Source organism: Chelatococcus albus (genome assembly GCF_030067675.1).
GTDB classification, from domain to species: Bacteria; Pseudomonadota; Alphaproteobacteria; order Rhizobiales; family Beijerinckiaceae; genus Chelatococcus_A; species Chelatococcus_A albus.
The window spans coordinates 1-18,629 of record NZ_JASJEV010000002.1; the positions used below are offsets into that span (position 1 = coordinate 1).

The following is an 18,629-nucleotide window of genomic DNA, read 5'->3' on the forward strand; positions in this document are numbered from 1 at the left end:
CCTCGACAACCCGTTCGGCCCGAGGTTGTCACCCATGTCTTAGGTACGTTCTGCAACCCATGTGTCCGGGTTGGACACCCGACATCGCCGGATGACTGTCGCGCCGCCGGCGCGTGGATCATGCGCTGCGTCCGTCAACCGAGCCGGGCGCGCAGGCGCACCGATTCCCCGCTGAGACGCGCGATCCGCCGTGCGGCAGGCGCCCGCGCGAGGCCATTGCCCGTCCGGTCGAGCAGGCGCCGCCAGCGGGCGAGGCTCGCCTCCGTACGACGCAGCCGGTCGCAGACCAGGGAGCATTCCATGGTGCTCATGTCCGGCACGACGGGCGCATCCGGCGTGGCAAGGATGCGCAGGTGGGCATCGATGGCGTCGAGGGTCTTCATCGCGCGCGTCCTCCTGGTCATGCGGTATCATCGTCCGTCAGGCGCCGATGGCAAGCCCGACACGCCCGGGCGGAGGCGCCACCCCGGGAGGCGCCGTCCTATGAGCCCTCGCCGGCCGGTGCGAAGCGGTAGCCCACCCCCGGCTCCGTGAGGACGAGGCGCGGCTCGGCCGGGTCCTCCTCGATCTTCTGCCGCAACTGCCCGACGAAGACGCGCAAGTACTGCGTGTCCTCGACATGGGCCGGGCCCCAGACCGCCTGCAGGAGCTGGCGGTGGGTGACGACGCGGCCCGCATGGCGCGTGAGCACGTGCAGGAGGTCGTATTCCTTGGGCGTCAGGCGCACGCGCTCGCCCCTGCGCGTGACGAGGCGCTTCACCGTGTCGACGACGAGCTCGCCGGAGCGGAACACCTCCGTTTCGCCCGCCTCGCGCGCCTTGTGGCGCAGGGCGGCGCGCAGCCGCGCCATGAGCTCTCCGATGCCGAAGGGCTTGTTGACATAGTCGTCGGCGCCGAGGTCCAGGGCGGCGATCTTCTCGGCCTCGCGATCACGCGCCGACAGCACGATGATCGGCACCTGCGACCATTCACGCACGGCGGCGATGACCTCCTTGCCGTCCATGTCCGGCAGGCCGAGGTCGAGGACGACGACGTCGGGTGCCGTGGTGGCGATGAGCCTGAGGGCTTCGCGGCCGTCGGCGGCGGCGGCGACCTCGTAGCCGGCCGCCGTCAGGCTCGGCTTGAGGAAGCGCTGGATCTGCGGCTCGTCGTCCACCACGAGCACGCGCGTCGCCGTCGTCACGTGGTTGCCTCCTTCGCATCGCCGTCCTTCGCCTCGGCCTCGATGACCGGCTCGCCGGCGGGGAGCGTCACGACGAGGCGCGTGCCCCTGCCTTCTGCCACGGGGCTTTCGGCCCGAATCGTGCCGCCGAGCGCGCCGACGATACCGCGGCAGATGGCGAGACCGAGACCGGTGCCCGCCGCCCGGCCGTCGCCGTGCGCCACGCGGTGGAACTTGTCGAAGACGCGGTCGAGCTGGTCCGCCGGGATGCCGGGACCCTCGTCGGTGACGGCGAGCACGACGCGATCTCCCTCGCGCGTGAGCGAGACCACCGTGGGCGTGCCGCGGCCGGCATATTTGTCGGCATTGTCGAGAAGGTTGAACAGCACCTGTTCGAGGAGGGCGGCGTTGCCCTTGACGAGCATGGCGCCCGGCTGCCGGCGCACATCGATCGCCCGGCCCGGGAAGGCGGTGGCGGCGCTGCGCATCGCGGCGCGCAGCACGTCGGCCATGTCGATCCAGTCGCGCGCCAGGTCGAGCGCGCCGGCTTCGAGGCGTGTCATGTCGAGGAGGTTGGAGACGAAGCGCGAAAGCCGCCGCGTCTCCTCCTCGATCGCCGCGAGGAGGTCGTCGCGCGCCTCCTGCGGCATGCGCCCGCCGAGGTCGCGCAGGCTGGTGACGGCGCCGAGGATGGAGGCGAGCGGCGTGCGCAGGTCGTGCGAGATGGAGGAGAGGAGGGCCGAGCGCAGGCGCTCGCTTTCCACCGCCGCCTTCGCCTGCGCCGTCTCGTCGACGAGACGCGTGCGCTCGATGGCGACCGCCGCCTGGTCGAGGATCGCTTCAAGCGCCCGCTCGTCCTCGCCCGCGAGAGGCTTCGTCGTGTCCTTGGGCTGCACGCCGATCACCCCCACTGTGCCCTGCGACGTGCGCAGGGGGCGGAACTGATGCTGCGCCTTCGGCAGCGTCTTGGAGCGCCAGCCGGCCACCTCTCCGCGGACATAGGCCCAGCGCGCCGCCGCCCATTCGGTCGCCTCGAGCTGATCCTCCGGCGGCCAGGAGGCGGCGAGCGCGATGTCCCGCCCCTCGGGCAGGAAGAGCAGGATGCGTCCTCCGATCGTGCCCTGCACCTGCGCGACGACAGCCCACAGCACGTCCTCGAGCTTGGCCGTGCCCGAGAGCTTGCGGCTGAAGTCGTAGAGCGCCTGGGTGGTGACGACGCGCCGGCGCGTCATTTCCGCCTGGTCGCGCACGCGGCCGGCAAGCGAGCCCACCGTCGTCGCCACGAAGAGGAAGATCACGAGGGCGAACAATTCGTGCGGCTTGGCCACCGTGAAGGTGTGCACCGGCTCGATGAAGAAGAAGTTGTAGGCGAGGAAGGAAAGGACAGCGGCTGCGACGGCGCTGAGCCGCCCGAGGAGGAGCGCGCAGAGCACCACCGCCGCCAGGAAGATCATCGAGATGTTGGGCAGGTCGATGACATGGCTGATGCCGAGCCCGAGCGCCACGGCGGCGGCGACAGCAAGCGCCGCCCCGGCGAGGCCATGGGCGAGGCGGCGCGGCTCCGGCTTCGACCGTGGCCGGCGCTCCCGGCCCATGGCCGCCGCGGCATCGGTGACGATGTGCACGCCGATGTCGGCGGCGCGGCGCACGATCTCGTCCGGCAGGGAGTGGCGCATCAGCCGCGCGAGGAGGCCGGCGCGCGAGCGGCCGAGGACGATCTGCGTGATGTTCTCGCGGCGGGCGTAGCGCAGGAGCTCCTCGGGCAGGTCCCTGGCCGTGAGGCGCGCCGTCTCCGCGCCCAGCCGCTCGGCGAGCCTGAGCGTCTCGTCGAGGCGCTGGCGCACCTCGGCCGGCAGGGGCCGGGCGTCCGGCCGGTCAAGGTGGACCGCCACCCACGACGCATTGAGGCCGCTCGCGAGCCTTCCGGCCGTGCGCACCACGGTTGCCGACAGAGGATCCGGGCCGACGCAGACGAGCAGGCGCTCGGCCGTCGGCCACGGCCCTTCGATGGCGTTCTGGCGCAGGTAGGCGACCATCTGGTCGTCTACCCGGTCGGCGGTGCGGCGCAGGGCCAGCTCGCGCAGGGCGGTGAGATTGGCCGGCTTGAAGAAGTGATCGACGGCGCGGCGCGCGTTCTCGGGCAGGTAGACCTTGCCCTCCTTGAGCCGCGCGATCAGCTCGTCCGGCGTGATGTCGACGACCACGACCTCGTCCGCCGCTTCGAGGACGGTGTCGGGCACGGTCTCGCGCACACGCACGCCGGTGAGGCGCGAGACGACGTCCGACAGGCTCTCGAGATGCTGGATGTTGAGAGCGGTCCAGACGTCGATGCCGGCGGCGACGAGCTCCTCGACGTCCTGATAGCGCTTGGGGTGGCGGCTGTCAGGCGCGTTCGTGTGGGCGAGCTCGTCGACGACGAGAAGCGCAGGCCTGCGGGCGAGGGCTGCGTCGATATCGAACTCCATGAGCACCCGGCCGCGATAGGGCACGGGCTTGCGCGCGAGAACCTCGATGCCTTCGATGAGGGCGGCGGTGTCCGCGCGCCCATGCGTCTCGACGAGGCCGACGACGACGTCGACGCCCTCCGCCCTGAGGCGCCGGGCGCCGGAGAGCATGGCGTAGGTCTTGCCGACACCCGGCGCCGCACCGAGGAAGACGCGCAGGCGCCCGCGGCCTCGCTCCTCGCGCTCGGCGAGCGCGAGGAGCGCCTCGGGTGAGGGCCGCTTGTCGCCTGCCTCTTCGGCTTCTGCCATGCCGGTCGAACCTCCGTCAGCCGGAGGGTAGCGCGTCGAGCGCCCGGTTGAGGAGGAGGACATTGACGCGCGGCTCGCCGAGGATGCCGAAGGTGCGCCCTTCCGTATGTGCGGCGACCAGAGCCTCCACCCGGTCCACAGGCAGGCCGCGCGCGCGGGCGACGCGCGAGGCCTGCAGCAGCGCATGGGCAGGTGAGATGTGGGGATCGAGGCCGGAGCCCGAGGCGGTCACGGCGTCGGCCGGCAGCAGGCGTGCGCCGGTCTCGGCCGTCAGGCGCTCGGCGTCCGCCCGCACCCGCTCCACGAGCCTGGTGCTCGTCGGGCCGAGGTTGGAGCCGGTCGAGGCGGCGGCGTTATAGGGGGCGTAGACAGTCTTCGACGGATCGGCCGGGTCGGCCCCGGTGGTGGCCGACGGGCGCGGGTGGAAGTAGCGCTCCCCCGAAAAGGCCTGGCCGATGAGCGCCGAGCCGACGACGGTACCCTTGCCGTCGGTGACGAGGCTGCCGTTGGCGGCCCCGGGAAAAACCGCCTGTGCCACGCCGGTGACGGCGAGTGGATAGGCGATGCCGGTCACGGCCGTCAGCATGAGGACGAGCGTCAGGGCCGGGCGAAGATGCGCGATCATGGGCTGTCTCCTTCACGCGAAACCGAGGGCGGCGACGGCGAGGTCGATGAGCTTGATGCCGAGGAAGGGCACGACGAAGCCGCCGAGGCCGTAGACGAGGAGGTTGCGGCGCAGGAGTGCGGCCGCGCCCACCGGGCGATAGGCGACGCCCTTCAGCGCGAGCGGAATGAGCGCCACGATGATGAGGGCGTTGAAGATGACCGCCGACAGGATGGCGCTCTGCGGCGTCGCGAGGCCCATCACGTTGAGCGCCTGCAGCTCGGGATAGGTGGCGGCGAAGAGCGCCGGGACGATGGCGAAGTACTTCGCCACGTCGTTGGCGATCGAGAAGGTGGTCAGCGAGCCGCGGGTCATGAGGAGCTGCTTGCCGATCTCCACGACCTCGATGAGCTTCGTCGGATCCGAGTCGAGGTCGACCATGTTGCCGGCCTCGCGCGCTGCCTGCGTGCCGGTCTGCATGGCGACGCCGACATCCGCCTGCGCCAGCGCCGGCGCGTCGTTGGTGCCGTCGCCGCACATAGCGATGAGGCGGCCCTTCGCCTGTTCCGCGCGGATGTAGGCGAGCTTGTCCTCTGGCGTCGCCTCGGCGATGAAGTCGTCCACCCCGGCCTCGGAGGCGATGGCGGCCGCCGTCACCGGGTTGTCGCCCGTCACCATCACCGTCTTGATGCCCATGGCGCGCAGCGCATCGAAGCGCTCCTTGATGGCGGGCTTCACCACGTCCTTGAGATGGATGACGCCGACGAGCCGGCCGTTCTCGGCGACCGCCAGCGGCGTGCCGCCGGAGCGGGCGATCTCGTCGACGGCCTTGTGGAAGGCACGCGGCGCGGCTGCCGAGGTCGTGTTCAGGTGCTTCAGCACGGCATCGACGGCGCCCTTGCGGATGACGCGGTTGCCGAGGTCGATGCCGGACAGCCGCGTGCGGGCGGAGAAGGGCACGACCATGCCGGCGCCGGCACGACCAACCAGGTCCTTCAGCCCGTAGTGGTTCGAGGCGAGCGCCACGATCGAGCGGCCTTCCGGCGTCTCGTCGGCGAGGCTCGCGAAGAGCGCAGCCTCCGCCACTTGCGCGTCGGTGAAGCCGGGAGCCGGGATGAAGGCCGTGGCAAGGCGGTTGCCGAAGGTGATGGTGCCCGTCTTGTCGAGGAGCAGTGTGTCGACGTCGCCGGCGGCTTCCACGGCGCGGCCGGAGGTGGCGACCACGTTGAAGCGCACCAGCCGGTCCATCCCCGCGATGCCGATGGCCGAGAGGAGGCCGCCGATCGTCGTCGGGATGAGGGTGACGAGGAGCGCGACGAGCACCGTCACCGACAGCGTCGTCCCGGAATAGCCGGCGAGGCCCCAGAGCGTGACGACGGCGACGAGGAAGACGAGCGTCATGCCCGAAAGCAGGATCGACAGGGCGATCTCGTTCGGCGTCTTCTGCCGCGCCGCGCCTTCGACGAGGGCGATCATGCGGTCGAGGAAGGTGGAGCCGGCGGCCGCCGTGATCCGCACCACGATCCAGTCGGAGAGGACGGTCGTGCCGCCGGTCACCGCCGAGCGGTCGCCGCCCGACTCGCGGATGACCGGCGCCGATTCGCCGGTGATCGCCGACTCGTTGACCGAGGCGACGCCCTCGATCACCTCGCCGTCGGCCGGGATGACGTCGCCCGCCTCGACGAGGATGACGTCGCCCGCCTGCAGGGCGAGGGCGGAGACCTTCTCGAAGAGGCTGCGGTCGCCGGGATCGAGGAGGCGCTTTGCCACGGCGTCGGTGCGCGCGCGCTTCAGGGAGTCGGCCTGTGCCCGGCCGCGCCCCTCCGCCACTGCTTCGGCGAAATTGGCGAAGAGCACGGTGAACCACAGCCAGGCGGCGATCTGGCCGGAGAAGGCGGGATCGCCGCCGCCCACCGTCAGGTCGCGCGCGAAGATGGCGGTGACCAGGGCCGCTACGATCTCGGTGACGAAGATCACCGGGTTGCGCAGGAGCTTGCGTGGGTCGAGCTTCGCCAGGGCGTCCCACGCGGCGCGGGCGAGGACGGCGCCGTCGAAGAGCGACGGGGAATGGGTTTTCGCAGACATGGCTTTCGCAGACATGGGGCTGTGCCTCAGAAGAGCTTGCCCGCGAGCATCAGGAAATGCTCGACGAGGGGGCCGAGGGCGAGGGCGGGGAAGAACTGCAGGCCGCCGAGAACGAGGATCACGCCGCTGAGGAGGGCGACGAAGAGCGGCGTGTGCGTCGGCAGCGTGCCGGCCGAGACGGGCACCCGCGTCTTGGCGGCGAGCGACCCGGCGATGGCCATGACGGGCACGACATAGGCGAAGCGGCCCATGAGCATCGCGAGACCGATGGTCGTGTTGTACCAGAGGGTGTTCGCCGACAGCCCGGCGAAGGCGGAGCCGTTGTTCGCCGCGCCGGAGGTGTAGGCGTAGAGGATCTCCGACAGGCCGTGGGGGCCGGCGTTGGCGAGGCTTGCGAGCGCGCTCGGCAGCATGGCGGCGACCGCCGAGAAGCCGAGGATCGCGAGCGGCAGCACGAGGATCGCCAGAACGAGGAGCTTCATCTCCTTTGCGCCGATCTTCTTGCCGAGATATTCCGGCGTGCGGCCGACCATCAGGCCGGCGACGAAGACCGACAGGATGGCCATCACGAGCATGCCGTAGAGGCCGGAGCCGACACCGCCGGGCAGGATTTCGCCGAGCTGCATCAGGAACATCGGCACGAGGCCGCCGATAGGCGTGAGCGAGGCGTGCATGGCGTTGACCGCGCCGCACGAAACGGCCGTGGTCACGGCGGCGAAGAGCGCGGAAGCGGCAACGCCGAAGCGCACCTCCTTGCCTTCCATGTTGCCCGCCGCCGGATCGAGGCCGAGTGCAGTCAGGAGCGGGTTGCCCGAAGCCTCCGCCCAATAGGTCGCGCCGATCGCGGCGGCGAGCAGGAGCGCCATCGCCGCGAGCAGCGCGGCGCCTTGGCGCCGGTCGCCGACCATGCGGCCGAAGGTGTCGGTGAGCGCCGCCGGCAGGACGAGGATGCACCACAGGGTGATGAGATTCGACAGCGGCGTCGGGTTCTCGAAGGGATGGGCCGAATTGGCATTGAAGAAGCCGCCACCGTTGGTGCCGAGCTGCTTGATCGCTTCCTGCGAGGCGACCGGGCCGAGCGCGATCGTCTGCCGCGCGCCTTCCACGGTGGTCGCCTCCACCGCGCCGGCGAGCGTCTGCGGCACGCCGGTCGCGACATAGGCGAGGGCGACGAGGAAGGCGAGCGGCAGGAGCACATAGAGCGTGGCGCGCGTCGCGTCGACCCAGAAATTGCCGAGCGTCTTGACGCCGCCGCGTGCGAGGGCGCGGATCAGCGCCACGGCGAGGGCCATGCCCGTGGCGGCGGAGAGGAAGTTCTGCACCGTGAGCCCTGCCATCTGGGACAGGTGGCTCATGGTCGTCTCGCCGCCATAGGACTGCCAGTTGGTGTTGGTGACGAAGCTCGCCGCCGTGTTGAAGGCGAGGTCCGGCGCGACCCCCGCAAAGCCCTGCGGATTGCCCGGCAGGACATCCTGCAGGCGCAGGAGCGCGTAAAGGAACGCGAAGCCCGCGGCGTTGAAGGTGAGCATGGCGAGCGCATAGGCGAGCCAGCCCTGTTCCTTCCTCGCATCGACGCCGGCCGCGGCGTAGAAGCCGCGCTCGAGGGGGCCGAGGAGGGAAGCGAGGAGCGTGCGCTCGCCCGAGAAGAGCCGCGCCATGTAGCCGCCGAGGGGCTTCACCGCGAGGAGGACGAGCAGGAAGAGACAGGCGATCTGCAGCCAGCCGGCGAGAGTCATGGGACGGGATTCCTGGATAGGCCGCCCCGCGCCTTCGGATGGGCGCGGTCAGAAACGTTCGGGGCGGAGAAGCGTGGCGACGAGGTAGCCGCCGACGATCAGCGCCACGGCGAGGCCGAGAAGAGGCTCCACCATGACGCGCCCTCACAGGCGTTCGCAGGCGAGGGCGTAGAGGCTCATCAGGATGGAGAAGCCGAGCCCCAGCACGAGATAGACGAGGTCGAGCATGATGCACTCCCGTTGCAGGTGCCCGTGACATGCTCCGATCGGCCTCAAGCTTCGATGGGAAAGGCACTGCCGGGGTGTAAGGAAGCCGTAAAGCTCCTCTCCCACGGGGAGAGCAGGCGTCCGCCGGTGCGCCGGGCGCATGGCGAGCATGCACGGCAGGCGCAGGACCGTCGCGATCGAGCGGTGGACAAATGCGCCGTTACGCCGTCTCCTCTAAGCGGCTCGCCTTGCGCGCCGGGCCGAGCCACAGTGATCGACCTCGCGGATCAACGCCGTCCCATGTCGCAACAAGCATCACCGTCGCACGCCCCCGCCACATCGCCGACAACCGGTCTTCGCGCCTTCGTGCGCCAAGTCGCCGAACGCTTCCGCCAGGCAGAGGAGGTGGCGCCGGAGGTGTCCGACGAGCGCATGGCGCTCGCCGCCCTTCTCGTGCACGTCGCCCGGGTCGATGGTGTTGTCGCGGCGAGCGAGCGCGACCGTCTCGTGGCGCTGCTCGCCGAGCGGTTCGCCCTGGGCCCTGCCGCCGCGCGGATGCTGGTGAACCGCGCCGACGCCGCCGACCGGGCAAGCGGCGACATCGAGCATTTCGTCGACCTCGCCAAGCGCGGCCTCGATCACGCCGCGCGCCTCCAGCTCATCGGCCTCGCCTGGGAGGTCGCCAAGGCGGACGGCCGGATCCACGAGTTCGAGGACGACCTCATCTGGCGCGCGGCGCAACTTCTCGATCTGGACGAATCGGCGGCAGCCGGCGCGCGGGCCGCCGCACTTGCGGAGGGCACCGGCGCGGCGGCATGAGCCATCCGTTCCCCCCCCGAGCCGCCTGAACGGCGCCTGCCGGTCCTGGTCGTCCTGCACCAGGAGCATTCGACGCCCGGCCGCGTCGGGCGCCTGCTGATCGAGCGCGGCTATGCCCTTGACGTCCGCAAGCCGCGCTATGGTGATCCCCTGCCGAAGACACTCGCCGACCATGCCGGGGCGGTGATCTTCGGTGGGCCGATGAGCGCCAATGACGGCGACGACTTCATCCGCACCGAGATCGAGTGGATCGGCGTGCCGTTGAAGGAGCGCAAGCCGTTCCTCGGCCTGTGCCTGGGCGCCCAGATGCTGACGCGCCACCTCGGCGGCCGGGTCGAGGCGCATCCCGAAGGCCGGGCTGAGATCGGCTACTACGCCCTGCATCCGACGCCGGCGGGCGAGCGCTTCGCCGCCGAGACAGGCGCTTTCTGGCCCTCGCACGTGTACCAGTGGCATCGGGAGGGGCTCGACTGCCCAGCCGGAGCGGAGCTTCTCGCCCAGGGCGACGACTTTCCCGTCCAGGCAATCCGCGTGGGGCCGGCGGCCTTCGGCTTCCAGTTCCACCCGGAGGTCACGCACGCCATGGTCTATCGCTGGACGACGCGCGGCGCCGAACGCCTGGAGATGCCGGGCGCCCAGCCGCCGGCCATGCACCACCGCGGCCGCTTCATGCACGATGCCGCGGTGGCGGCGTGGCTTCACGCCTTTCTCGATCATTGGCTCGCGGCGGGCTCGGGCAAGCCGCCGCGGTCCGTGCGCCCGCTCTGCACCCCCTGATCGGGACATCTGGCCGCGCCCCGCGGCAGTGCCGCCCGCCGGATCCGTCGCGAAGCCTGCTCTCCTCGGTTGGTCAGGCGGGGACGGCGAGGCGAGCCTCGGCCTCTTGCGTCGCGATACAGGCGAGACGCGCGCCGTCGGGCATCAGGCGCAGGTCCGGGCGCCCCTTGCGGCAGGCCTCGCGCACGAGTGGGCAGCGGGGATGGAAGGTGCAGCCCGGCGGCGGGGCGATCGGGCTCGGCACCTCCCCGCCCATCGGCTGGCGATGGCGGTTCGGCGCCTCGAGATCGGGGATCGTGTCGAGGAGCAGGCGCGTGTAGGGATGGCGCGGGTCGGCGAACAGCGTCTCTGCTGCCGCCTCCTCGACCAGCCGGCCGAGATACATCACCGCCACCCGTTCCGACATGTGGCGCACGACCGAGAGGTTGTGGCTGATGAACACGTAGGTCAGCCCGAACTTGCGCTGCAGATCGCGCATCAGGTTGAGGATCTGCGCCTGCACCGACACGTCGAGGGCAGAGGTCGGCTCGTCGCAGACCAGGAACTCGGCCTCGGTGGCGAGTGCCCGCGCGATCGAGATGCGCTGGCGCTGGCCGCCGGAGAACTCGTGCGGATATTTCCGGCCGTCCGCCGGCGAGAGACCGACGAGGCTGAGCAGCTCGTCCACCCGCCGGCGGGTCGCCGCCTCGTCCGGACGCAGCTTCAGGGTGCGGATCGGCTCGGCAACGATGTCCCCGACGCGCCAGCGCGGATTGAGGCTGGCATAGGGGTCCTGGAAGATCATCTGCACGCGGAGCGCGCCATGCGCCCCCTGGCTGAAGCGGATCGAGCCGCGCGTCGGCTTGTGCAGGCCGACGAGGAGGCGCGCGATCGTCGACTTGCCGCAGCCCGACTCGCCGACGATGCTCAAGGTCGTTCCGCGCGCGACGGAAAAGCTCACGCCGTCGACGGCCTTCAGGATCTGCCGGGGCTTGCCTTCAAGCATCCGCTCCATGAGCGGCGGCGAAATGTCGAACCAGCAGGCGAGGTCCTCGACCTCGAGGAGGGGCGCGGCGGTCGCGGCATTATTGCGCGGCACGGGTCACACCTCCCTGGTGCAGCCAGCAGGCGGCGGACGTGACCTCCCCTGGCACGGCGGCGAGCATGGGGCGCGCCACGTGGCAGCGCGGACCGGCCTCCGGGCAGCGCGGGTGGAACGCGCAGCCCGGTGGCATGGTGGTGAGGCGCGGCATCGAGCCTTCGATCTGGTTGAGCCGCTCCGCCCGCTCGCGCAGGCCCGGGATGGAGGCCATCAGGCCGCGGCTGTAGGGATGGCGCGGCCGGCGGATGACGTCGAGCACGGGACCGATCTCGACGATGCGTCCGGCATACATCACCGCGACGCGGTCGGCCGTTTCGGCGATGACGCCCATGTCGTGGGTGACGAGCAATACGGCCGTGCCGTGCTCGCGGCACAGGCGCTTGAGGAGGGCCGTGATCTGCGCCTGGATCGACACATCGAGCGCGGTCGTCGGCTCGTCGGCGATGACGAGAGAGGGATTGGCGGCGAGGGCGAGGGCAATGACGACGCGCTGGCGCATGCCGCCCGAAAACTGGTGCGGATAGTGGTTGATGCGCTCTTCTGCCGCTGGGATGCCGACGTCCTTGAGAAGGGCCAGCGCCCGCTCGCGTCCCTCCTTCTCGGAGACGTCGAGGTGGAAGCGGATGGTCTCGACGAGCTGCCGGCCCACCGTGAACAGCGGGTGCAGACTCGTCAGCGGATCCTGGAAGATTGCGCCGATCCTGCGGCCGCGGATCGCCTGGCGCCGGCGCGGCGGCAGGTTGTCGATGCGCTCGCCGTCGAGATGGATTTCGCCGGCGGCGAGGCGCCCGGGCGGCTCCAGGAGGCCAATGACCGCCATGCCGGTGAGCGACTTGCCCGCGCCCGACTCGCCGACCATGCCCAGGATCTCCCCGGGGCCGATGTCGAAGGACACCCCGTCGGTGGCGACGAGCGTGCCGCGCCGTGTGGGGAACTCCACCCGGGCGCCGCGCACTTCGAGGACCGGCCGCGCGGCGGGTGATGGCAGGGGCGTCGCGCCCCGTGCCTCGGCGGCGGAATGGGTCATGCGGTGCTCTCCTGGTTCGGCTCGACGCGCGGGTAGCTCGACGAGAAGATCTCTTCGACGGGCGGGTGCTTCCAGGTTCGCTCCGGATAGCGCGCCGTGAGCCGGTCGAATTGCGCCTGCGCCTGCCGATGCGCCTCGGCCGCGTCGAAACCGGGGATGACGCCGCTGCTCATGACGAAGCGCCCGTCGATGACGACGGTGTCGACGTCGCGACCGGACCCGCCGACCATCAGCGTCTGGATCGGATCGATCACCTGGCCGATGCGGTCGTGGCCGAGGTCGAAGACAACGAGATCGGCCTTCGCACCGGGCGCGAGCCGGCCGAGGTCCGGTCGGCGCAGGGCCTCCGCCCCTCCGGTCGTGGCGGCGTCGTAATAGTGCTCGGAGCGCACCGCCGTCGCCGAGGCGTCGACCACCCGGCACAGCATCATGCCAACCTGCATGTTGAGCACCATGTCGGCCGGCCAGGTGTCGGTGCCGAGGCCGATCTTGAGGCCCATGGCGCGGTAGCGCGCGAAGGATTCGAGCGTGCTGCCGTGCCGCGCCGAGACGAGCGGGCAATGCACGACAGAGGCGCCGCCGTCGCGGATGATCTCGAGGTCGCGGCCGGGCCGGTCGATGCGGCTCGAGCCCGAGACATAGGCGCCGTGGGGCAGGAGCGCCCGCTCCGACAGGAAGCCGAGGCTCCTCAACCATTCCGGCGGGCTCATGCCATGCTGCCGCAGCACGGCATCGTATTCGAGCTTCGACTGGCAGCAGTGCAGGCGGATCGGCACGTCGAGGTCGCGCGCCGCGGCCGCCGAGCGGCGCAGCAGTTCTGCCGTCGACGTTTCGATGCGGTCGGGCGCCAGCATGGTGCGCACGAGGCCTCCCGCCCGTCCCTCGAAGGTTCGGCAGAAACGGATCGCCTCGTCGAGATTGGCGAGGCCGCGCGGCTCGTCGAAGAAGAAGTCGATGCGGCCGTCGTCGTGGATGAAGGTGTTGCCGGTGCGGTAGGCGGGTCCGAGATAGACGCGCAGCCCGAGGTCCCCGGCGGTGTCCGCCGCCGCCGCGAACTCGTCCCAGGTCTCGCCCCACTCCCGGTAGAACAGCGAGGCGATCGGCAGGGCCGTGGTGATGCCGTTGCGGATGAGCTGGGCGAAAGCGTAGCGCTTCTGGAAGGCGAGCTCGTCGGGCGTGTACATCTCGTACGGCCCGCGATCCATGTAGGACTTGGGCCAGACGCGGCCCTTCTCCCAGGACGGCTGGTTGTCGAAGCCGAGGATCGTCGTGTCGAGATCGGACAGGGCGTCGCGATCGATGAAGCCCGGGCCGATCAGCGCCTCGCCGAAATCGACGCGGCGCGCCACCTCCCCGCTGTAGCCGTGGCCGACGAAGACGATGCTGTCGCGCTCGAAGACGACCTCACCGCGTTCGAGGAGCTGATGGCTCCCCTTCGCGTGGCCGACGACCCAGCGCGCCGTGACGAGAACGGGGCCGTCGATACGGTCGGAGGGCACTGACTGGTGGTGCGTGGGCAGGGGCTCGCGGCGCGCCATCACGGTGCCTCCACGATCGCCCGCCCGTCGCGGGCGACGATGCGGCCGTTCTTGACGACGAGCTTGCGCGGCGGCCGTCCGGCGACCGCCTCCGCCACGGTCTCGGCGTCGACGAGGACGAAATCGGCCCGGCAGCCGGGCTCGAGGCCGTAGTCCGCGAGCGCCATGACCCTGGCGCCGCCATGGGTGCAGACATCGAGGGCGAGCTCGAGCTCGTCGTCGCGACGGAGGTTGTTGCGCAGGCCGACGAACATGGCCCGCTCCAGCATGTCGCCGTTGCCGTAGGGGCCCCAGGTGTCACGGATGCCGTCGTTGCCGGAGCAGACCGTGATGCCCGCCTCCACGAGCCGCTTGACCGGCGGCGCCGGGCGCGAGGCCGGGCCCGTCGTCATGACGTGGATGCCCGCCTCCGCCAGCCCGTCGATCAGGGCGCCGACCGCGACCGGATCCGGCATGCCGAGGCAGAAGGCGTGGCTCAGTGTCACCCTGCCCTGCATGCCGAGCACCTTGGTGCGCTCGATGGTGAGCTCGACCGCGAAGGCGCCGAGTTCGCCCGCTTCGTGCAGGTGGATGTCGAGGGGGCGGCCGTGGCGCTCGGCGAGGCCGAAGATCGCGTCGAGGTGGCCTTTGGGGTCGCGGTCGATGCCGGAGGGGTCGAGCCCGCCGACGACCTCGGCCCCCATCTTCAGGGCCTCCTCCATCAGTTCGACCGTGCCCGGGCGCACCAGGAGGCCGCTCTGCGGAAAGGCGACGATCTCGATGTCGATGATGTTGCGATAGCGTTCGCGCGTGCGCATCACGCCCTCGATGCCGGCGAGGCCGACCTCGGTGTCGACGTCCACATGCGTGCGGATGTGCGTGGTGCCGTGGCCGACCGAGAGCACGACCTGCCGGGCGGACTGGCGGGCCGGATCGATGCCCAGCTTCTTCTTCATCGCCCGTTCGTTGTCGATCTTGTCGATGAGGCGCGGGCCGACCTCGTTGCGGTACCAGGCCATGCCGTAGAGCGTCTTGTCGAGATGCGTATGCGCCTCGACCAGGCCGGGCAGCATGAGCGCGCCGCCGGCGTCGACGACGTCCACGCTGTCGGCCTTCGCTCCCTTCCCGACCACCGCGATGCGGCCGTCGCGCACGAGGACGGTCGTTGTCGGACCGCCCGCTGGGCGGACGTTGGTGAGCAGCATGCTTGCAGGCATCGTCGGGTCCCTGTGTCAGCGGAGTTTGGGATTGAGGGCGTCGCGCAGCCAGTCGCCCAGCAGGTTGACCGCGAGCACGATGAGGCTGAGGTAGGCGGCCGGGAAGACGACGACCCACCACTGACCGGAGAACAGATACTGGTTGCCGATGCGGATCAGCGTGCCGAGCGAGGGTTCCGTCGGCGGCATGCCGATGCCGAGGAAGGACAGCGTCGCCTCGATGAGGATGGCGAGGCCGAGGTTGAGCGTCGCCGTGACGAGCACGGGGGTGAGCGGGTTCGGCAGGATGTGGCCGATCATGATGCGCAGCGGCCTCACGCCGATGAGGCGCGCCGCCTGCACATATTCCTTACGCCGCTCGACGAGCGTCGAGGCGCGCACCGTGCGGGCGTACTGCACCCAGTTCGTCATCGAGATGGCGACGACCAGGATGATGGCGGAGAAGGCCTCGCGCAGGCCCGGGGGCAGGAGCTGCCGGAACACCGCCGTGACGAGGATCGCCACCAGAATGGTCGGGATACTGAGCAGCGTGTCGCCGATGCGCATGAGCAGATTGTCGACCCAGCCGCCGGAATAGCCGGCCGACAGGCCGACGATGAGCCCGATCGCGAGCGACAGCGCGACGGTGGCGGCACCGATGACGAGCGAGATGCGCGAGCCGTAGAGGATGGCCGAGTAGACATCACGGCCCTGGTTGTCGGAGCCGAGCGCGTAGGCCGCCTGCCCGTCCTCGAGCCACATGGGCGGCAGCTCGGCGTTCGTCAGGTCGAGCTGCGCGAGGTCGTAAGGGTTCTGCGTCGCGAGGAGCGGCGCGAACAGGGCGGCAAGCGATACGAGGATCAGCACGAGGCCGGCGGCGAGCGCGAGCGGGCTCCTGTGCAGGCTCCAGCACAGGTCGCTGTCGGCGAGGCGTGCCAGGAGGCCGGGCCTGGCGGGAGGGGTTGCGGCGGGGGTGGGCGGGGCGGTCATCGCGTCAACCTCCATGGCCGCCTCCCCCGCTGCCCTGCATGCGCAGACGCGGGTCGACGACGGCATAGAGCATGTCGACGACGGTGTTCAGCGCCACGAAGATGAAGGAGACGATGACGAGATAGGCGGCCATCACCGGGATGTCGACGAAGGTCACCGCCTGGATGAAGAGCAGGCCCGTGCCCGGCCACTGGAACACCGTCTCGGTGATGAGGGCGAAGGCGATGAGATTGCCGATCTGCATGCCTGTCACCGTGATCACGGGCATCAGGCAGTTGCGGAGCGCGTGGCGGAAATGCACGACGCGGTCGGGCAGGCCACGGGCGCGGGCGAACTTGATGAAGTCGGTGCGCAGCGTCTCCAGCATCTCGGCGCGCACGAGGCGCATGACGAGGGTGATCTGGAAGAGCGCGAGCGTGATGCTCGGCAGGACGAGGGCCTTGCGTCCGGAGGCCGTGAGCAGGCCCGTCGACCAGAAGCCGAGATCGACCACCTCGCCGCGCCCGAAGCCGGGCAGCCAGCCGAGCTGCACGGAGAAGACGAGGATCAGGAGGATGCCGAGGGCGAAGCTCGGCAGGGAGATGCCGACGATCGAGACGAGCTGCAGGGCCTGCGCCAGCACCGAATTGCGGCGGATGGCCGTAACGACACCGAAGGGGATGCCCAGCGCGAGCGACAGGATGGTCGCCACGAGCACGAGCTCGAGCGTCGCCGGGAAGCGCTCGGCGATGAGGGTGAAGACATCCTGCTGATTGCGGTAGGAAATTCCGAAATCGCCCTGGATCGCGTTGGTGACGAAGCGGGCGAACTGCATGGCCGGGGACGCATTGAGCCCCAGCCGCTCGCGCAGGGCGTCGCGCTGCGCCTGCGTGGCCTGCTCGTTGAGCATCATTTCGACGGGATCGCCGACGAAGCGGAAGATGACGAAGGCGATGAGCGCCACCGTCAGCATCACCGCCACGGCATTGGCGAGACGTCGAAGGAGAAAGGCCAGCATCGGTCCCTCCTTGGGCAGGGCGCGCGGTCCGGCCGCGGGCGGCGACCGGACCGCTTCGCAGGCCTCACTTCATGCGGGTGAACCAGTGCCGCGCCTTGTTGTCGGAGAGCTGCACCGCGCCGGTCACGTCCGTGCGGGTCGCCCAGGCCATGGGCTGCTGGTGCAGCGGCAGGAACAGGATCTCCTCCTTCGCGATCTTCAGCGCCTCGCTCATCATCGGAATGCGCTTCTCCGGATTGAGCTCGTTGGCGGCCTTGTCGGTGAGCTCGTCGATGCGCGGATGGCCCCAGTTGCCCCAGTTGAACACACCGGCCGAGCCCGTCTTGCCGTGCATGACCTGCACGAGGATCGAATAGGCGTCGATCATCGGCTCGTTGGCCCAGCCGAGCGTCGTGATGTCGAACTCGCCCTTGACGCGCTTGGGATTCTGGATGCTGCGCGGACCGGAGCTCAGGTTCGCCTTGATGCCGATGCGCGCCCACATGGCGGCGGCCGACTGGCAGATCTCCTCCTCATTGACGTAGCTGTCGGTCGAGCAGACGAGCGAGAGGGAGAAGCCGTTCGGGTAACCCGCCTCGGCGAGCAGCTTCTTCGCCCCCTCGGCGTCGAAGGGCAGGCGCGCGTCCATGTCGGGCGTATAGCCGGGGATGGCCGGGGCGACGAGCGCGCCCGTGTTGCGCGAGAGGCCGCGCATGGCGCGCTTCTGCATCTGGTCCATGGCGAGGCCCTGGTAGAGGGCCCGGCGCACGCGCCTGTCCTTCAGCGGGTTCTTGTCCTTGACGTCGGACTCGGTGAGCCTGTCCTTGAAGTTGAGCGCGAAGAAGACGGTGCGCAGCTCGGTGGAGAGCAGGGTCTTCACCTCGGGAGAGGCCTGCAGGCGCTGCAGGTCCTGGAGCGGTGCGGCCTCGGTGTAGTTGATGTCACCCGACAGGAGGGCCGCAACGCGCGTCGGCGCCGAGGCGATGGGCGTGAACTCGATGCGCGTCAGATTGTGCCTGGGCGCATCCCACCATTTGGGATTGACGACGAGGATGGTCTTGGCATCCGGCCGCCGCGACTCCAGCATGAACGGCCCGGTGCCGTTGGCGTGATGCGTGGCGTAGCCCTCGACGCCCTTGGCGACATCGGTCGGCAGCTCGCTGTTGTTGGCGACGAGCCACTCCTTGTCGAACATGAAGACGTTGGTGAGGTCGTTGAGGAGCAGCGGGTAGGCCGAGTTGAGCATGATGTCGACGGTGTGGTCGTCGATCTTCCGGGCGTCCTTGTAGGCCGGCAGGTTGCCCTTCAGCGGCGAGGTCTCGTGACTGATGCGCTTGAGCGAGGCCATGGCGTCGTCGGCTGTGAAATCGCTGCCGTTGTGGAACTTGACGCCCTTGCGCAGCTTGAAGCGCCACACAGTCGGCTCGACGATCTCCCAGGATTCCGCGAGCGCGGGCTCGATCTTGAGATTGGCGTCGTAGCGGACGAGCCCCTCGTAGACGTGGTTCAGGAAAGCCAGTGTGAAGGTGCTGCCAAAGGCATAGGGGTCGAGGGAGTCGATATCGCGCGCCGCGCCCCACTTGAGGGTGTTGGCCGGGGCGGCCGTCGAGAGCGTCATGACGGCTGCCGTCGCCGCCAGCATCAGTTTCAGCGATTTCATGCCCGGTTCTCCTCTGGGTCTCGTTGTCGTTGTCGCGGC

Annotated in this window: 17 protein-coding genes; 2 read left to right on the top strand and 15 right to left on the bottom strand. The window is 70.0% G+C overall.

Annotation, left to right across the window (positions count from 1 at the left end):
- Positions 1-134 precede the first annotated feature (134 nt).
- The 8 genes from QNA08_RS03600 to QNA08_RS03630 all read right to left on the bottom strand — a co-directional run bounded on the left by QNA08_RS03600 (position 135) and on the right by QNA08_RS03630 (position 8,616).
- Positions 135-383: a hypothetical protein gene (locus QNA08_RS03600; RefSeq protein WP_283739327.1), complete on the bottom strand. Its 249-nt coding sequence runs from the start codon at positions 381-383 to the stop codon at positions 135-137.
- 98 nt (positions 384-481) lie between these two features.
- Complete coding sequence (locus QNA08_RS03605) at positions 482-1,183, bottom strand: response regulator (protein ID WP_283739328.1); 702 nt, start codon at positions 1,181-1,183, stop codon at positions 482-484.
- Entirely contained in the window at positions 1,180-3,915 is a 2,736-nt protein-coding gene (locus QNA08_RS03610; protein ID WP_283739329.1) for a sensor histidine kinase, read from the bottom strand. Before QNA08_RS03610 ends, QNA08_RS03605 begins: the two co-directional genes overlap by 4 nt.
- A gap of 16 nt (positions 3,916-3,931) precedes the next feature.
- On the bottom strand, positions 3,932-4,540 hold the full coding sequence (kdpC, locus tag QNA08_RS03615; RefSeq protein WP_283739330.1) for a potassium-transporting ATPase subunit KdpC: 609 nt from the start codon (positions 4,538-4,540) through the stop codon (positions 3,932-3,934).
- Positions 4,541-4,552: 12 nt separating this feature from the next.
- Positions 4,553-6,604, bottom strand: coding sequence for a potassium-transporting ATPase subunit KdpB (gene kdpB, locus QNA08_RS03620; RefSeq protein ID WP_283739331.1), 2,052 nt, complete (start codon positions 6,602-6,604; stop codon positions 4,553-4,555).
- A 26-nt stretch (positions 6,605-6,630) separates the two neighbouring features.
- The gene (kdpA, locus tag QNA08_RS03625; protein WP_283739332.1) at positions 6,631-8,340 is read right to left on the bottom strand and encodes a potassium-transporting ATPase subunit KdpA; all 1,710 of its coding nucleotides are present in this window, start codon (positions 8,338-8,340) and stop codon (positions 6,631-6,633) included.
- Positions 8,341-8,388: 48 nt separating this feature from the next.
- Positions 8,389-8,475: a K(+)-transporting ATPase subunit F gene (kdpF, locus tag QNA08_RS19010; protein ID WP_422679860.1), complete on the bottom strand. Its 87-nt coding sequence runs from the start codon at positions 8,473-8,475 to the stop codon at positions 8,389-8,391.
- Positions 8,476-8,484: 9 nt separating this feature from the next.
- Entirely contained in the window at positions 8,485-8,616 is a 132-nt protein-coding gene (locus QNA08_RS03630) for a hypothetical protein (RefSeq protein ID WP_283739333.1), read from the bottom strand.
- Between the two features lie 297 nt (positions 8,617-8,913).
- On the opposite strand from QNA08_RS03630, the gene QNA08_RS03635 reads away from it, so the two are divergent.
- Together QNA08_RS03635 and QNA08_RS03640 are read left to right on the top strand one after the other, a co-directional pair.
- The gene (locus tag QNA08_RS03635; protein WP_283739334.1) at positions 8,914-9,366 is read left to right on the top strand and encodes a tellurite resistance TerB family protein; all 453 of its coding nucleotides are present in this window, start codon (positions 8,914-8,916) and stop codon (positions 9,364-9,366) included.
- Between the two features lie 3 nt (positions 9,367-9,369).
- A complete protein-coding gene (locus QNA08_RS03640; RefSeq protein WP_283739687.1) occupies positions 9,370-10,143 on the top strand; it encodes a glutamine amidotransferase in 774 nt (257 codons plus the stop codon).
- A 73-nt stretch (positions 10,144-10,216) separates the two neighbouring features.
- Here QNA08_RS03640 and QNA08_RS03645 read toward each other — a convergent pair whose 3' ends face one another.
- The 7 genes from QNA08_RS03645 to QNA08_RS03675 form a co-directional block, all read right to left on the bottom strand.
- Positions 10,217-11,221, bottom strand: coding sequence for an ABC transporter ATP-binding protein (locus QNA08_RS03645; RefSeq protein ID WP_283739335.1), 1,005 nt, complete (start codon positions 11,219-11,221; stop codon positions 10,217-10,219).
- Positions 11,208-12,251 carry an ABC transporter ATP-binding protein gene (locus QNA08_RS03650; RefSeq protein WP_283739336.1) on the bottom strand — a complete coding sequence of 348 codons (1,044 nt, stop codon included), beginning with the start codon at positions 12,249-12,251 and terminating at the stop codon, positions 11,208-11,210. Before QNA08_RS03650 ends, QNA08_RS03645 begins: the two co-directional genes overlap by 14 nt.
- Positions 12,248-13,789 carry an amidohydrolase family protein gene (locus QNA08_RS03655; RefSeq protein WP_283739337.1) on the bottom strand — a complete coding sequence of 514 codons (1,542 nt, stop codon included), beginning with the start codon at positions 13,787-13,789 and terminating at the stop codon, positions 12,248-12,250. Before QNA08_RS03655 ends, QNA08_RS03650 begins: the two co-directional genes overlap by 4 nt.
- Positions 13,789-14,985 carry an amidohydrolase family protein gene (locus QNA08_RS03660; protein WP_283739338.1) on the bottom strand — a complete coding sequence of 399 codons (1,197 nt, stop codon included), beginning with the start codon at positions 14,983-14,985 and terminating at the stop codon, positions 13,789-13,791. Before QNA08_RS03660 ends, QNA08_RS03655 begins: the two co-directional genes overlap by 1 nt.
- Positions 14,986-15,000: 15 nt before the next feature.
- A complete protein-coding gene (locus QNA08_RS03665; protein ID WP_422679850.1) occupies positions 15,001-15,969 on the bottom strand; it encodes an ABC transporter permease in 969 nt (322 codons plus the stop codon).
- On the bottom strand, positions 15,959-16,951 hold the full coding sequence (locus tag QNA08_RS03670) for an ABC transporter permease (RefSeq protein ID WP_283739339.1): 993 nt from the start codon (positions 16,949-16,951) through the stop codon (positions 15,959-15,961). Before QNA08_RS03670 ends, QNA08_RS03665 begins: the two co-directional genes overlap by 11 nt.
- A gap of 64 nt (positions 16,952-17,015) precedes the next feature.
- Positions 17,016-18,590: an ABC transporter substrate-binding protein gene (locus QNA08_RS03675; protein WP_283739340.1), complete on the bottom strand. Its 1,575-nt coding sequence runs from the start codon at positions 18,588-18,590 to the stop codon at positions 17,016-17,018.
- Positions 18,591-18,629: the final 39 nt, after the last annotated feature.

Coding starts and splice junctions, on each gene's coding strand:
- QNA08_RS03600 (WP_283739327.1), bottom strand. CDS start 383: ATGAAGACCCTCGACGCCATCGATGCCCACCTGCGCATCCTTGCCACG.
- QNA08_RS03610 (WP_283739329.1), bottom strand. CDS start 3,915: ATGGCAGAAGCCGAAGAGGCAGGCGACAAGCGGCCCTCACCCGAGGCG.
- kdpC (WP_283739330.1), bottom strand. CDS start 4,540: ATGATCGCGCATCTTCGCCCGGCCCTGACGCTCGTCCTCATGCTGACG.
- kdpB (WP_283739331.1), bottom strand. CDS start 6,604: ATGTCTGCGAAAACCCATTCCCCGTCGCTCTTCGACGGCGCCGTCCTC.
- kdpA (WP_283739332.1), bottom strand. CDS start 8,340: ATGACTCTCGCCGGCTGGCTGCAGATCGCCTGTCTCTTCCTGCTCGTC.
- kdpF (WP_422679860.1), bottom strand. CDS start 8,475: ATGGTGGAGCCTCTTCTCGGCCTCGCCGTGGCGCTGATCGTCGGCGGC.
- QNA08_RS03650 (WP_283739336.1), bottom strand. CDS start 12,251: ATGACCCATTCCGCCGCCGAGGCACGGGGCGCGACGCCCCTGCCATCA.
- QNA08_RS03655 (WP_283739337.1), bottom strand. CDS start 13,789: ATGGCGCGCCGCGAGCCCCTGCCCACGCACCACCAGTCAGTGCCCTCC.
- QNA08_RS03660 (WP_283739338.1), bottom strand. CDS start 14,985: ATGCCTGCAAGCATGCTGCTCACCAACGTCCGCCCAGCGGGCGGTCCG.
- QNA08_RS03665 (WP_422679850.1), bottom strand. CDS start 15,969: ATGGAGGTTGACGCGATGACCGCCCCGCCCACCCCCGCCGCAACCCCT.
- QNA08_RS03670 (WP_283739339.1), bottom strand. CDS start 16,951: ATGCTGGCCTTTCTCCTTCGACGTCTCGCCAATGCCGTGGCGGTGATG.
- QNA08_RS03675 (WP_283739340.1), bottom strand. CDS start 18,590: ATGAAATCGCTGAAACTGATGCTGGCGGCGACGGCAGCCGTCATGACG.